This is a genomic window from Micromonospora sp. NPDC005979 (genome assembly GCF_040614415.1).
In the GTDB taxonomy this organism is placed as follows: Bacteria; Actinomycetota; Actinomycetes; order Mycobacteriales; family Micromonosporaceae; genus Micromonospora.
The window spans coordinates 76,790-88,089 of the sequence record NZ_JBEXUR010000025.1; the positions used below are offsets into that span (position 1 = coordinate 76,790).

Below are 11,300 nucleotides of genomic sequence, written 5' to 3' on the forward strand. Positions count from 1 at the left end.
GTTGTCCATCGAGATCGCCAACGAGTCCGGTGTCGACGTCGACACCGACGCCGTGCTCGCCGTCGCCCGGCACGCCCTCGACGAGATGGGGGTCAACCCCCTCGCCGAGCTGTCCGTGCTGCTGGTCGACATCGACTACATGACCGAGCTGAACCACCGCTGGATGGGCGGGGACGGCCCCACCGACGTCCTCGCCTTCCCGATGGACGAGGGGAGCGTCGACCACGGTCCGGGCGAGAGCGCCCCGGCCGGCGGCGAACCGGCCCTGCTCGGCGACATCGTGCTCTGCCCCGAGGTGGCGGCCAAGCAGGCCGCGACCGCCGGGCACGCCCCGGCCGACGAGCTGCACCTGCTCACCGTGCACGGGGTGCTGCACCTGCTCGGGTACGACCACGCGGAGCCGGAGGAGGAACGGGAGATGTTCGGCCTCCAGGCGCGACTGCTGGCGAGCTGGCGGTCGACCCGTACCCCGTGATGTCCACTTCTGTGTTACTCGCGGTCGGCCCCACGGCCGGCCTTCCCGACCTGCAACTGATCGTCTTCGCGGCCGGCCTGGTAGTGCTGGCCGGTGTGATCGCGATGACCGAGGCGGCGCTGGCCGCGGTCTCGCCGGCCCGGGCCGCCGAACTGGCCCGGGACGGCGTGCGCGGCGCCCGTACCCTCCAGGTCGTGGCCGGGGACGTCGTCCGGCACCTCAACCTGCTGCTGTTGTTGCGGCTGCTCGCCGAGCTGACCGCCACCACGCTGGTGGCGCTGGTCGCGGTGGACAGCTTCGGCGCGGGCTGGCGGGCCGCGCTGGTCACCGCGGGCGCGATGACAGTGGTCAGCTTCGTGGTGGTCGGTGTCGCCCCGCGCACCATCGGCCGGCAGCACGCGTACGCCGTGGGCCGGGCGGTCGCGCCGCTGGTCCGCTGGCTGGGTCGCGCGCTCAACCCGCTCGCGTCGCTGCTCATCCTGATCGGCAACGCGGTCACCCCGGGGCGCGGCTTCCGGGAGGGGCCGTTCGCCAGCCAGGTGGAGCTGCGTGAGCTGGTCGACCTGGCCGAGCAGCGTGGCGTCGTGGAGCACGGCGAGCGCCAGATGATCCACTCGGTCTTCGCGCTCGGCGACACCATCGCCCGCGAGGTGATGGTGCCGCGCACCGAGATGGTGTGGATCGAGGAGGGCAAGACCCTGGCCCAGGCGCTGGTGCTCTTCCTGCGCTCGGGTTTCTCCCGCATCCCGGTCATCGGCGAGAGCGTCGACGACGTACTCGGGGTGCTCTACCTCAAGGACCTGATCCGCCGGTCGCGCGGCGGCGATCCGGGTGCCGAGCAGGTGCCGGTGGCCGAGCTGATGCGCCCGGCGACCTTCGTGCCGGAGTCCAAGCCGGTCGACGACCTGCTGTCGGAGATGCAGGCGGCACGCAACCACCTGGTCATCGTGGTCGACGAGTACGGCGGCACCGGTGGCCTCGTCACCATCGAGGACATCCTGGAGGAGATCGTCGGTGAGATCACCGACGAGTACGATGTCGAACGCCCGCCGGTCGAGCGCCTCGCGGACTCCTCGGTGCGGGTCACGGCCCGCCTGCCGGTGGAGAACCTGGGCGAGCTGTTCGACACCGACCTGCCCACCGACGAGGTGGAGACGGTCGGTGGTCTGCTCGCCCAGTCGCTGGGGCGGGTGCCGATCCCCGGAGCGGAGGTCGAGGTGGCCGGTCTCCGGCTGGTCGCCGAGGGCACCACCGGTCGACGCAACCGGATCGACACCGTCCTGGTGAGCAGGGTGGAGTCGGGCGACACGCAGGACGCCACCGGGCGCGGCGACCACGCCGGCCCCGGCAGCGACCCGAACCACTACCGAGACGACGAGAGGCAAGCCGCCGATGCCTGAGACACCCGCCGCGCCCACCGCCCGGCCCACCCCCGGCGCGTCGGCGCCGCTGAGCGCCGAGGACGGCAAGCTCGTCGTCCTGGCCCGGGGCGCCCGTGCGCGGATCGGTGCCGTGGAGGGCGCCGCGGTCCGGGATCAGGACGGTCGGACGTACGCGGCGGCGAGCGTGACGCTGCCCTCGCTGACCCTCACCGCGCTGCAGTTGGCGGTGGCCTCGGCGGTCGCCGCCGGGGCGAGTCGGCTGGAGGCGGCGGCGGTGGTGACCGAGGCGTCGACGCTGGACGGCGCGGGGCACGCGGTGGTGCGTGACCTCGCCCCGGACGCGCCGATCCACGTCGCCGCTCCGGACGGCACGGTCCTCGGCACGGTGACCGAGTGAGCCCGGTGCGCGACCCGGAGGCCCGCCCGTACCGGGCCGGGTTCGGCTGTTTCGTCGGCCGACCCAACGCGGGGAAGTCCACCCTGACCAATGCGATCGTCGGCACCAAGATCGCGATCACGTCGAACAAGCCGCAGACCACCCGGCACGTCATCCGGGCGGTGCTGCACCGCCCGGAGTCGCAGCTGGTCCTGGTGGACACGCCGGGCCTGCACCGACCCCGTACGCTGCTCGGCGAGCGCCTCAACGACCTGGTCCGCTCCACCTGGACCGAGGTCGACGTCATCGGCCTGTGCATCCCGGCGGACGAGCCGGTCGGGCGCGGTGACCGGTTCATCACGGGCGAGCTGGCCGAGCTGAAGGCGACCGTGCTGGCGGTTGTCACCAAGACCGACCTGGTGGACAAGCGTCGGTTGGCCGAGCAGTTGCTCGCGGTCAGCGAGCTGGGGGAGTTCGCCGAGATCGTGCCGGTGAGCGCGGTCTCCGGGCACCAGGTGGACACCCTCGTCGACGTGATGACGAAGTACCTGCCGCCGTCGCCGCAGCTCTACCCCGACGACATGCTGACCGACGACCCGGAGCAGGTGCTGGTCGCGGAGCTGATCCGGGAGGCGGCCCTGGAGGGGGTCCGCGACGAGCTGCCGCACTCCATCGCCGTGGTGGTGGAGGAGATGATCCCCGAGGGTCAGCTCATGAAGATCTACGCCGACGTGTACGTGGAGCGTCCCAGCCAAAAGGCGATCGTGCTCGGCCACCGGGCCAGCCGGCTCAAGGAGGTCGGCACCACCGCCCGTCGGCAGATCGAGGAGCTGCTCGGCTCGCGGGTCTACCTGGACCTGCACGTCCGGGTCGCGAAGGACTGGCAGCGCGACCCACGGCAGTTGCGCAAGCTGGGTTTCTGAGGCTTCGTTTGGCTCGTGGGTCGGGCCGGGTAGGGGAGAGGGCAACCCCCGCGCCCCCGATCCAGATGCAGGCTGATGCGCAACAGATATCTCGATCTGCTCCGTTTCCTGGCCATCGTCCGAGTCGTCGTCTACCACGTCACCGGGTGGGCGACCCTCACCCTGGTGTTCCCCGCCATGTCGGTGATGTTCGCGCTGGCCGGCTCGCTGATGGCCGCCTCGCTGGCCCGGTCCGGCCCGGCGGCGGTCGGCCGTCGGCTGCGTCGCCTGCTGCCGTCGCTGTGGGTGGTGGCGGTGGTCTTCGTGCCGGCCATGCTGTTCACCGGGTTGCCGCTGTCCCCACGGGTGCTGCTGTGGCTGTTCCCGATCGCCGACCCGCCGGCCAACAACTGGGGCGCCCTAGCGCTGAGCGTCATCTGGTACCTGCGCGACTACCTCTGGTTCGTGCTCGCCTCACCGGTCGCGTTCTGGCTGTTCCGGCGAGCCCCGCTGCCCACCCTGCTCGCCCCGTACCTGCTGCTGGTGACCATCGAGGTGGGCATCTACCCGGCGCCGGCGGTCGTGCGTGAGTTCGGGCTGTACTTCGGCGCGTGGGTGCTGGGCTTCGCCCACCACGCCGGGATGCTGCGCCGCCTCACCGGCCGGGTGCTGTACCCGCTCGCGCTGGCCCTCGCCGTCGTCGGCGGGGCCTGGATCGTCACGCATCCCGGTCCACGGGGGTACGACCTCAACGACAACCACCTGGGCAACGCCCTCTGGTCGGCCGCGTTCATCCTGGTCGTCCTGGGCCGGGCGCCGGCCGGGGTGGCCTGGCTGTCGCGCAGCCGGTTGGCCGACCAGGCGCTGACCGTGGTCAACCGGCGGGCGCTCACCATCTACCTCTGGCACATGCCGTTCGTGGTGGCGCTCACCCCGCTCGTCGACGTGGTCGGCTGGTCCCACCAGGATCCGGTGGGGCTGGCGGTACGGGTGCTGCTGGTCTTCGCGCTGGTCGGTCTGGTCACCCTGGCCGTCGGTTGGGTCGAGGACGTCGCCGCCCGCCGCCGCCCGGAACTGGTTCCCGTCGGCTCGTCGGGCGTCTCCGGCAACGGTGGGACGGATCGGCGTGCGGTCGGCGAGACCGTGGGGCCGGCCACCGTGCCGGCGCAGCGGCTGCCCACCGAGGCGGTGACGGTCGAGATCAACGCTGGCTGATGGTGACGTCGCCGCTGCCGGCCGAGCCGTCGAGCACCAGGGACGCCGCCGGGTCGTCCGTCACGGTGATCCGCGCGTCGCCGGAGCCGGTGCTGGAGCGGACCCGGTAGCTGCCCGCCGGTACGAGCAGGCTGACGTCTCCGCTGGAGGCGTGCGCCCGCGCCGAGGTCGGCGTCTCCAACTCGATGGTCACGTTGCCCGAGCCGGCCTCGGCGTCCGTCGCGCCGGCCACCCGGCGGGCGCTGACGTCGCCGGAGCCGGCCCGCAGCCGTACCGTCGAATCGGCCTCGCTCAGGTCGATGTTGCCCGAGCCGGTCTCCACGTCGAGCGACCCCGTGACCTCGGTGATCCGCACGTCACCCGAGCCCAGCCGCAGCTTCACCGCGCCCACCTTGGTCAGCTCGACGTCGCCCGAGCCGCTGTCGCCCTGCACGCTCACGCCCGCCGGCACGGTCACCTCGTACGAGACGCTGCACCGGTCACCGCAGTCGGTGTTCAACACCAACTCGCTGTCCTTGATCTCGTACCGCGCCTTGGGCTCGCCGCCCTGGTAGCGGACCACCCGCTTGATCCGCGCCTCGCCCGCCGGGCCGGTGCCTCGAATGATCACGTCCCCGGAGCCCCCGTCCACCCGGATGGTGGTGATCTTCACCGGCTCGGTGTCGTCGTAGTCGAGCCGACGGAACGACAGGTTGTCGCACCCGGCCAGCAGGATGAGGGCAGTGGACAACGCCAACGCGACGGGCGCGGCGGCGCGGCGACGACGGACGGCGGTGCTCTGGTGCGGTGCCATGGCCAGCACGCTACGGGCGGTCGCCGGCCCGGCACATCGGGGTTCATCCTCGCGTCCACCCCGAAGCGACCCTGATTTCACACCCCGAGGGAGAATGGTCCGATGGCCGGGTACCGCCGACAGCTCTACCGCGACGACGCGGTGGTGCTGCGCGTGCAGAAGCTCGGCGAGTCCGATCGGATCATCACCCTGCTGACCCGCCGGCACGGCCGACTGCGGGCGGTCGCCCGGGGGGTCCGGCGCACCATGAGCAAGTTCGGCGCCCGCCTGGAGCCGTTCGGTCACATCGACCTGCAACTCGCCGGTGACCCCAAGGGCAACCACGGCAGCTCGCTGCACACGGTCAGCCAGGTCGAGGGCATCGACCTGTACGGCAAGCGGTTCCTCGGCGACTACCCCCGCTACACGGCGGCCAGCGCGATCGCCGAGACCGCCGAGCGGCTGACACCCGTCGAGCGGGAACCATCGCTGCGGCTGTTCCAGCTCACCGTGGGGGCGTTGAAGGCGCTGTCCCGGGGCGAGCACGACACCACCCTCGTGCTCGACGCGTACCTGCTGCGGGGGATGGCCCTCGCCGGCTGGGCGCCGGCGCTGACCGCCTGTGCCGTCTGCGGCACCCCCGGGCGGCACCGCGCGTTCTCCGTGCCGGCCGGCGGCGCGGTCTGCCCGGACTGCCGGCCGCCGGGCGCGGCCCACCCCGCGCCGGCCACCATCGACCTGATGTCCGCGCTGACCACCGGCGACTGGGTGGTCGCCGATGCCACCGACACCGGGGTACGACGGGAGTGCAGCGGCCTGGTGGCGGCGCACCTCCAGTGGCACCTGGAACGCGCGTTACGCTCGCTGCCGCTGGTCGACCGGAGCACCACCCCGGTCGCCGGTACGGTCCCGCCGCCGGGCGGCGGTGGGGCGGGGATGCTCCGCCCACGCGGTGACGTCGGGTCCGGGGCTGCGATGCTCCGGCCGGGCGGTGACGCCGGTTCCGGAGCGGACGGCACGAGCAAGGAGAGAGCCGAGTGATCCGATCGACGAGGTCCGGTCGGCGCGAGCCGACGCCACCGACGCCCCACCCGTCCGGCGCCCGGCCGCCGGCGCTGCCCGCGGGGGCGGTGCCCAAGCACGTGGCCATCGTGATGGACGGCAACGGTCGGTGGGCCAAGGACCGCGGGCTGCCCCGCACCAAGGGGCACGAGGCGGGGGAGCACAGCCTCTTCGACACGATCGAGGGCGCCATCGAGATGGGCATCCCCTACCTGTCGGCGTACGCCTTCTCCACCGAGAACTGGCGGCGCTCGCCCGACGAGGTCCGGTTCCTCATGGGGTTCAACCGGGACGTCATCCGTCGACGCCGCGACCAGTTGGTCGACCTGGGCGTCCGGGTGGTCTGGTCGGGGCGTCCGGGGCGGTTGTGGAAGAGCGTCATCTCCGAGCTGCAGACCGCCGAGGAGATGTCCCGCGACAACTCGACGCTCACCCTGCAGTTCTGCGTCAACTACGGCGGGCACGCCGAGATCGGTGACGCCGCCGCGGCGATCGCCCGGGACGTCGCGGCCGGTCGACTGGACCCGGCGAAGGTCACCGAGAAGACCATCGCGAAGTACCTCTACCACCCGGAGATCCCGGACGTGGACCTGTTCCTGCGTCCCTCCGGCGAGGAGCGGATCTCCAACTTCCTGCTCTGGCAGACCGCGTACGCCGAGTTGGTCTTCCTCGACACGCTCTGGCCGGACTTCGACCGCCGCCACCTCTGGTACGCGTGCGAGCTGTACGCCCAGCGGGACCGGCGCTTCGGGGGCGCGCTGCCCAATCCGGTGGCTCCGACGGCCTGAGCGAGGCTTACCCACACGTCACGCTGGGTATCAGGAACGTCAGGAGCCACTGACGGAGGTGAACCCACATGATCCAGAAGCGCATTGCCCAGTGGGCGGTGATGGCCGTCGCGGCGCCATTGGCCGCGGCCGGCGCGCGTCGACTCAGCCACAACCTGGAGGCCCGCCGTGGTCCCTCCGGGGCGACCCGGCTGCTGACGAGGGGCGCGGACCTGATCCGCCCGCAGAAAGCCAAGCGTCGCCGGTTCTGGTAACACCCACCCACCCATCTGACGCCGCCCCGCACAACGTGCGAGGCGGCGTCGGGCGTCTCACCCCGTCGCTCGTCTCACCCTGCCGCTCGTCTCACCCCGCCGATCATGGAGTTGTGGTGGTGGGTTTGACCGTATTCACGACTTTCGTTCAGCACCACAACTCCATGATCGACGAGGTCGGGTCGGGTCGGGGTGGGGGTTTGGTGGGTTGTGGGTTTTGGGGCTTGGAGGGGTGGGGGTCGGTAGGGTTCGGAAGGGGGAGCGGGAACTATCGGGTGGGGGTGGGTGTGCGGGATCTGCGGTACAAGATGATCATGGCGTTGAACGCGGCCGACCTGGGCGACCCGATCTGCGAGCAGGTCGCCGATATCTGTGCCGAGATCGCCGAGCAGCACTGCGCCGAGTTCGGTCACACGCCCGCGCTGCGCACCGGTGAGATCGCCGAACTGGCCACCGGAGAGCCGGCCCTGACCTGGGCGCCGTCGATCCCCGACGCCGGGCAGCGTGCCTGGTGACCGCACCCGCCCCGACGGTCGACGTACGCCGCGCCGACGACCGCTTCGCCACCCGGATCTCCTGGCTGGACTCGAAGCACTCCTTCTCGTTCTCCCGGCACTACGACCCGGCCAACACCCACCACGGGCTGCTGCTGGTCAACAACGACGACGTGGTCCGACCGGGTGCCGGCTTCGAGACCCACCCGCACCAGGACATGGAGATCGTCACCTGGGTGCTGCGGGGTTCACTCGTACACCAGGACTCCACCGGCCACTCCGGGGTGATCTATCCGGGCCTGGCGCAGCGGATGAGCGCCGGCACCGGCATCCTGCACTCGGAGAAGAACGACGCCTGGCGCCTGGACAACCAGCAGCCGCACAGCGACCCCGTGCACTTCGTGCAGATGTGGGTGCTCCCCGACGAGCAGGGTGTCGACCCCGGCTACGAACAGTTGGAGATCGAGGACGAGTTGTTGCGCGGCGGCCTGGTGCCGATCGCCTCCGGAATGGACCGCTACGACGGCGCGTCCGCCATCCGGATCCGCAACCGGTACGCGACCCTGCACGCCGCCCGCCTCCGCCCCGGCGACGAGGTCACCATCCCGGACGCGCCCTTCGTGCACGTGTACGTGCCCGACGGCACGGTCACCCTGGAGGGCAGCGGTCCACTCGGCACCGGCGACGCGGCGAGGCTCACCATGACCGGCGGTCGACGGGTCACCGCCGACGAGCCGGCGGAGATCCTCGTCTGGGAGATGCACGCCACCGTCGCCTGAGCGCTCGCGATGCCTCGCATGATCGCGCCCGAACATGGATGTAGTGGCCTCCCGGCGGCGGAAGGCCACTACATCATGGTTGGAGCGCGATCATGCCCGCGTCGTCAGGCCGGGGACTCCGTCTTGTCGCCGGCCCAGGTGGTGTGGAACGAGCCCTCGCGGTCCACGCGCTGGTAGGTGTGCGCGCCGAAGTTGTCCCGCAGGCCCTGGATCAGCGCGGCGGGGAGCCGCTCGGCCCGCAGCGCGTCGAAGTACGCGAGCGACGACGAGAACGCCGGCGTCGGCACACCCGCGTGCGTCGCGTCGGCCACCACCCGCCGCCAGCTCGGCACGCCGGCGCTGACCGCCTCGGCGAAGTACGGCGCCACCAGCAGCGTCGGCAGGTCGGGCTGCTCGTCGTACGCCTCGCGGATCCGGTTCAGGAAGCGGGCCCGGATGATGCAGCCACCCCGCCAGATGGTCGCCGTACCGCCCAGGTCGATGTCCCAGTTGAACTCGCTGCTGCCGGCCCGGATGTGGTCGAAGCCCTGGGCGTACGCGACGATCTTGGAAGCGAGCAGCGCCCGGCGGACGTCCTCGACGAACGCGTCCCGGTCGGCCACCTGCCACTTCTCGCCGGCGTCCGGGAAGGCCCGGCGGGCCGCCTCGCGCTGGTCGACGTGCCCGGACAGCGAGCGCGCGAACGTCGCCTCGGCGATCCCGGTGATCGGAATGCCCAGGTCCAGGGCGCTCTGCACGGTCCACCGGCCGGTGCCCTTCTGCTCGGCCCGGTCCTGCACGATGTCGACGAACGCACGGCCGGTCGCCGCGTCGGTGTGCGCCAACACGTCGGCGGTGATCTCGATGAGGAACGACTCCAGCTCGCCGCTGTTCCACTCCCGGAAGATCTCGGCGATCTCCGCCGGGGTCACGTCCAGCCCGGCCCGCAGCAGGTCGTACGCCTCGGCGATGAGCTGCATGTCGGCGTACTCGATGCCGTTGTGCACCATCTTGACGAAGTGCCCGGCGCCGTCCGGCCCGACGTGCGTGCAGCACGGCACACCGTCCACCTGGGCGGCGATCTTCTCGAACATCGGCCCGAGCTTCGCGTACGACTCGGTCGAGCCACCCGGCATGATGCTCGGGCCGAGCAGCGCGCCCTCCTCGCCGCCGGAGACGCCGGTGCCGCTGAAGTGCAGCCCCTGCGCGCGCAGCGACTCCTCGCGCCGGCGGGTGTCGGCGAAGTGGGCGTTGCCACAGTCGACGATGATGTCGCCCTCGTCCAGCAGCGGCACCAACTCGTCGATGACCGCGTCGGTGGGCGCACCGGCCTTGACCATCACGATCACCGCGCGGGGTCGTTCCAGCGACGCCACGAAGTCGGCCATCGACTCACCGGGCACGAAGGTGCCCTCGTCGCCGTGCTCCGCGACGAGGCTGCGGGTGCGTTCCGGGGACCGGTTGTGCACCGCCACGGTGAAGCCGTTGCGGGCCAGGTTGCGGGCCAGGTTCCGGCCCATCACCGCCAGCCCGGTCACGCCGATCTGCGCTGTCGCCTGCTGAGCCATTCGTGCCGCCACCTCTCGCCGTCGAACTGTCCCTGCGACGGTATCGCGGCATCCGGCCTCACGGGCAGGTCGTCCCACGGCGGGTCACTACCTGGTCGCGGCCCGTCCGTCCACCGCGTCCACCGGCGGACCGAGGTACCCGCTCACCCCTGGGCCAGTCGTTCCTCCACCCGCGCCACCTTCCCGGTGAGCGCGTCGGTGACTCCGGGCCGGACGTCGGCCTTGAGGACGACGCTCACCCGGGGCGCCTGCGCGGCCACCACGTCGACGGCCCGCTTGACCACCGCCATCACCTCGTCCCACTCGCCCTCGACGGTGGTGAACATGGCGTCGGTCCGGTTCGGCAGCCCGGACTCGCGGACCACCCGTACCGCCTCTGCCACGAGGTCGCCCACGGAGTCGCCGCCGCCCAGCGGGGTGATCGAGAACGCGATCAGCATCTGCCGATCGTGCCAGTAAATTCGGATGCGCGTCCGCCCGGCCGGTGGTTAGGGTTCCGGCATGCGTAACTGACGCCCCACTTCCGAGCCGGTCCGCCGCCCCGCGTCGCGGTCCGTGCGCTCCCGGGCGTCGCGCGTCTCCCTCCCCGCCGTTCGACGGCGTCGAGCCTGCCTGATCCCCGGTGAGCCGTCCCTTCCCACCCAACCGTCGCGCCGCGACGGTCACCAGCCGACCCGACCGACCGCCGGAGCGCGGGAACGGCCGGAACGGTCGGCACCGAAGGAGGCCCGGATGCCCGCCAGGCGTAACCCGAGAAAGTCCCGTACCCCGAAGACGACGCCGCCCGGAAAGATCCCGACGGCCGACCACGGCCCGGCGGCTGGTCGCGGCCCGATCCTGCCGACCCGCCCCGATGTCGCGGTCGAACCGGCGCTGCCGGCGGCCCTGGTCGAGCCCGTGCCACTGGCGGCGTTGGTCGACCCGGCGGCGACCGTCGAGCCCGTGCCACTGGCGGCGTTGGTCGACCCGGCGGCGACCGTCGAGCCGCTCCGGCCGGGAGCTGTCCCGGCCGACGCGGCGCTTCCTGTCGACGTGCCGGCGGCTGTCGACGCGCCAGCGGTGGAGGATCTGCGCACGCCGGCCAGCCGACCCTCGGCACCGACGGCCGGGCCGCCCACGGGCGGGGGCAACCGCTCGGCCGGCGGCCGAAGCCAGCCGGCCGGGCAGACCCGCCGCTACGCCTTCCGGCGTAGCTGACCGAGCCGTGGGGCGCCCCCGGGGCGGCCCGTGGGGGGGGGGCCAAGAAAGGGGGGT

14 protein-coding genes are annotated in these 11,300 nt (G+C 72.1%); 11 read left to right on the top strand and 3 right to left on the bottom strand.

The annotated features are described in order from the left end of the window. The first annotated feature begins 1 nt into the window (after position 1). The 5 genes from ybeY (at position 2) to ABZ272_RS29595 (ending at position 4,350) form a co-directional block, all read left to right on the top strand. A complete protein-coding gene (ybeY, locus tag ABZ272_RS29575) occupies positions 2 to 475 on the top strand; it encodes an rRNA maturation RNase YbeY (protein ID WP_355053215.1) in 474 nt (157 codons plus the stop codon). Continuing rightward, the gene (locus tag ABZ272_RS29580) at positions 451 to 1,875 is read left to right on the top strand and encodes a hemolysin family protein (RefSeq protein WP_355053232.1); all 1,425 of its coding nucleotides are present in this window, start codon (positions 451 to 453) and stop codon (positions 1,873 to 1,875) included. Before ybeY ends, ABZ272_RS29580 begins: the two co-directional genes overlap by 25 nt. Further along, on the top strand, positions 1,868 to 2,254 hold the full coding sequence (locus ABZ272_RS29585) for a cytidine deaminase (RefSeq protein WP_355053216.1): 387 nt from the start codon (positions 1,868 to 1,870) through the stop codon (positions 2,252 to 2,254). The genes ABZ272_RS29580 and ABZ272_RS29585 overlap by 8 nt, the downstream gene beginning before the upstream one ends. After that, entirely contained in the window at positions 2,251 to 3,156 is a 906-nt protein-coding gene (gene era / locus ABZ272_RS29590; protein WP_355053217.1) for a GTPase Era, read from the top strand. The genes ABZ272_RS29585 and era overlap by 4 nt, the downstream gene beginning before the upstream one ends. Before the next feature lie 75 nt (positions 3,157 to 3,231). Then, on the top strand, positions 3,232 to 4,350 hold the full coding sequence (locus ABZ272_RS29595) for an acyltransferase (protein ID WP_355053218.1): 1,119 nt from the start codon (positions 3,232 to 3,234) through the stop codon (positions 4,348 to 4,350). Here the strand turns inward: ABZ272_RS29595 and ABZ272_RS29600 are convergent. Beyond that, positions 4,337 to 5,143 carry a DUF4097 family beta strand repeat-containing protein gene (locus ABZ272_RS29600; protein WP_355053219.1) on the bottom strand — a complete coding sequence of 269 codons (807 nt, stop codon included), beginning with the start codon at positions 5,141 to 5,143 and terminating at the stop codon, positions 4,337 to 4,339. The two genes, ABZ272_RS29595 and ABZ272_RS29600, sit on opposite strands and share 14 nt — an antisense overlap. Before the next feature lie 102 nt (positions 5,144 to 5,245). On the opposite strand from ABZ272_RS29600, the gene recO reads away from it, so the two are divergent. The 5 genes from recO to ABZ272_RS29625 all read left to right on the top strand — a co-directional run bounded on the left by recO (position 5,246) and on the right by ABZ272_RS29625 (position 8,499). Continuing rightward, the gene (gene recO, locus ABZ272_RS29605) at positions 5,246 to 6,163 is read left to right on the top strand and encodes a DNA repair protein RecO (RefSeq protein WP_355053220.1); all 918 of its coding nucleotides are present in this window, start codon (positions 5,246 to 5,248) and stop codon (positions 6,161 to 6,163) included. Continuing rightward, on the top strand, positions 6,160 to 6,972 hold the full coding sequence (locus tag ABZ272_RS29610; RefSeq protein WP_355053221.1) for an isoprenyl transferase: 813 nt from the start codon (positions 6,160 to 6,162) through the stop codon (positions 6,970 to 6,972). Before recO ends, ABZ272_RS29610 begins: the two co-directional genes overlap by 4 nt. A gap of 68 nt (positions 6,973 to 7,040) precedes the next feature. Then, the gene (locus tag ABZ272_RS29615) at positions 7,041 to 7,226 is read left to right on the top strand and encodes a hypothetical protein (protein ID WP_355053222.1); all 186 of its coding nucleotides are present in this window, start codon (positions 7,041 to 7,043) and stop codon (positions 7,224 to 7,226) included. Between the two features lie 281 nt (positions 7,227 to 7,507). Continuing rightward, positions 7,508 to 7,741 (top strand): thioredoxin reductase, encoded by a 234-nt coding sequence (locus tag ABZ272_RS29620; protein WP_355053223.1) that lies wholly within the window; start codon positions 7,508 to 7,510, stop codon positions 7,739 to 7,741. Then, complete coding sequence (locus ABZ272_RS29625) at positions 7,738 to 8,499, top strand: pirin family protein (RefSeq protein WP_355053224.1); 762 nt, start codon at positions 7,738 to 7,740, stop codon at positions 8,497 to 8,499. Before ABZ272_RS29620 ends, ABZ272_RS29625 begins: the two co-directional genes overlap by 4 nt. A gap of 104 nt (positions 8,500 to 8,603) precedes the next feature. Here ABZ272_RS29625 and gndA read toward each other — a convergent pair whose 3' ends face one another. Next, positions 8,604 to 10,046 (bottom strand): NADP-dependent phosphogluconate dehydrogenase, encoded by a 1,443-nt coding sequence (gndA, locus tag ABZ272_RS29630; RefSeq protein ID WP_355053225.1) that lies wholly within the window; start codon positions 10,044 to 10,046, stop codon positions 8,604 to 8,606. 143 nt (positions 10,047 to 10,189) lie between these two features. Next, positions 10,190 to 10,486 (bottom strand): MTH1187 family thiamine-binding protein, encoded by a 297-nt coding sequence (locus tag ABZ272_RS29635; protein ID WP_355053226.1) that lies wholly within the window; start codon positions 10,484 to 10,486, stop codon positions 10,190 to 10,192. A gap of 292 nt (positions 10,487 to 10,778) precedes the next feature. Between ABZ272_RS29635 and ABZ272_RS29640 the strand changes: the two genes are divergently transcribed. Next, positions 10,779 to 11,243 (top strand): hypothetical protein, encoded by a 465-nt coding sequence (locus ABZ272_RS29640; RefSeq protein WP_355053227.1) that lies wholly within the window; start codon positions 10,779 to 10,781, stop codon positions 11,241 to 11,243. The last annotated feature ends 57 nt before the right edge of the window (positions 11,244 to 11,300 follow it).

Coding starts and splice junctions, on each gene's coding strand:
- ABZ272_RS29585 (WP_355053216.1), top strand. CDS start 1,868: ATGCCTGAGACACCCGCCGCGCCCACCGCCCGGCCCACCCCCGGCGCG.
- ABZ272_RS29595 (WP_355053218.1), top strand. CDS start 3,232: ATGCGCAACAGATATCTCGATCTGCTCCGTTTCCTGGCCATCGTCCGA.
- ABZ272_RS29600 (WP_355053219.1), bottom strand. CDS start 5,143: ATGGCACCGCACCAGAGCACCGCCGTCCGTCGTCGCCGCGCCGCCGCG.
- recO (WP_355053220.1), top strand. CDS start 5,246: ATGGCCGGGTACCGCCGACAGCTCTACCGCGACGACGCGGTGGTGCTG.
- ABZ272_RS29615 (WP_355053222.1), top strand. CDS start 7,041: ATGATCCAGAAGCGCATTGCCCAGTGGGCGGTGATGGCCGTCGCGGCG.
- gndA (WP_355053225.1), bottom strand. CDS start 10,046: ATGGCTCAGCAGGCGACAGCGCAGATCGGCGTGACCGGGCTGGCGGTG.
- ABZ272_RS29635 (WP_355053226.1), bottom strand. CDS start 10,486: ATGCTGATCGCGTTCTCGATCACCCCGCTGGGCGGCGGCGACTCCGTG.
- ABZ272_RS29640 (WP_355053227.1), top strand. CDS start 10,779: ATGCCCGCCAGGCGTAACCCGAGAAAGTCCCGTACCCCGAAGACGACG.